Origin of the sequence: Nocardia puris (assembly GCF_003315035.1) — a bacterium.
Classification (GTDB): domain Bacteria; phylum Actinomycetota; class Actinomycetes; order Mycobacteriales; family Mycobacteriaceae; genus Nocardia; species Nocardia puris.
Map to the genome: position 1 here is coordinate 1 of NZ_QNRE01000059.1, position 1,231 is coordinate 1,231.

At 67.0% G+C, this 1,231-nt stretch carries 3 protein-coding genes; all 3 read left to right on the plus strand.

The genetic code is table 11. The annotated features are described in order from the left end of the window. Positions 1-360: phosphotransferase (locus tag DFR74_RS35250; RefSeq protein ID WP_147266057.1), on the plus strand; the 360-nt coding region annotated here is incomplete at its 5' end. Positions 361-477: 117 nt separating this feature from the next. Then, the gene (locus DFR74_RS35255; RefSeq protein ID WP_067514477.1) at positions 478-798 is read left to right on the plus strand and encodes a WXG100 family type VII secretion target; all 321 of its coding nucleotides are present in this window, start codon (positions 478-480) and stop codon (positions 796-798) included. Continuing rightward, entirely contained in the window at positions 795-1,091 is a 297-nt protein-coding gene (locus DFR74_RS35260) for a WXG100 family type VII secretion target (protein ID WP_232331941.1), read from the plus strand. Before DFR74_RS35255 ends, DFR74_RS35260 begins: the two co-directional genes overlap by 4 nt. Positions 1,092-1,231: the final 140 nt, after the last annotated feature.

Below are 1,231 nucleotides of genomic sequence, written 5' to 3' on the forward strand. Positions count from 1 at the left end.
GGGCAAGGACTGGTCCACGGCGACGCCTACCGGGGAAACACCCTCTGGGACAACGACATCGTCCGTCTCGGCGACTGGGACGAGATCAGCTTCGCCCCCCGCGAACTCGACCTCGCCAACACCATCCAAAGCGCCCGCTTCGGCACCCCCGACAGCGCGATCGAGGAGTTCCTGCACGCCTACGGCACCGACCCCAGAGGCCAGCCGCTCTTCGAGGCTCTGGTCCGCATGCGTGACCTGCACACCCTCACCGGATATATCCGACGCGCGCACCTGGGAGATCCCGCCGCCCGCGGTGAGCTTGATCGCCGAATCGCTTGCCTCAAGCACAACACCGCCACCCGCTGGGAAGCCCACTAAGCCTCGATCCCACGGTCTCCGCCGTGCCCCCGGGCTATCCGGCCAGGCCAGCTGGTGCGGTTGGTTACGATCGCCTGTGATGCTGTAGCAGGCGGGTGTGGCAGAGGGGGTTGGCCGGTGTCGGATGAGTTGGAAGTCGATGTTGTGCGGCTTCGTGAGGTGTCTCGGTTCGTCGCCGATCGTGCGCGGGAGATGCGTGATGAGGTGGCGCGGTTGGATGCGACGATCGGTCGTGAACTCCTGGCGGATGGCTGGCAGGGCAAGGCGGCCAGCGCGTACGACGAGTCGTGGGTCGAGTGGAAAGACGGCGCGAACACCGTCGTCGCGGCGTTGGAGCAGTCCTCGGCCAGCCTGGCTGAGGCCGCGATCCAGTACGAGATGCAGGACGAGGCCACCCGGTCGCGGATCGACGGGCTACCGGGGTTGGATCTGCCGTGACCTACGACGACAAGTTCCGTGTCGATCTCGAGCAGCTCGACGCGGCGATCGACACGATGGACAAGTTCGGGCAGAAGGTCGCGGACTGGCTGGCTGAGATCGACCGCCAGATCGCCGAGCTTCAGCTGAGCTGGTCGAGCCACGCCGCCGCCGCGCAGCGCGAGGCCCACGAGACCTGGAGCGCGGGCGTGGACGAGATGCGCGAGAACCTGGCCGAGCTGCGCGAGGTCACCCGGATCGCGCACGCGAACTATTCGAACGCGATCGACATCAACCAGAAGATGTGGCCCTGATGGCGCCGGTGGTGGTCACCCCCGCCGAGTTGCGCACGGCCGCAGCGTCGATCAAGACCGCGTGGCAGTACTCGTGGAACGACATGAACACGTTGTTCACGCGGTTGCGGGAGTGCGGCGGCAGCGCGGGCACCGACCGG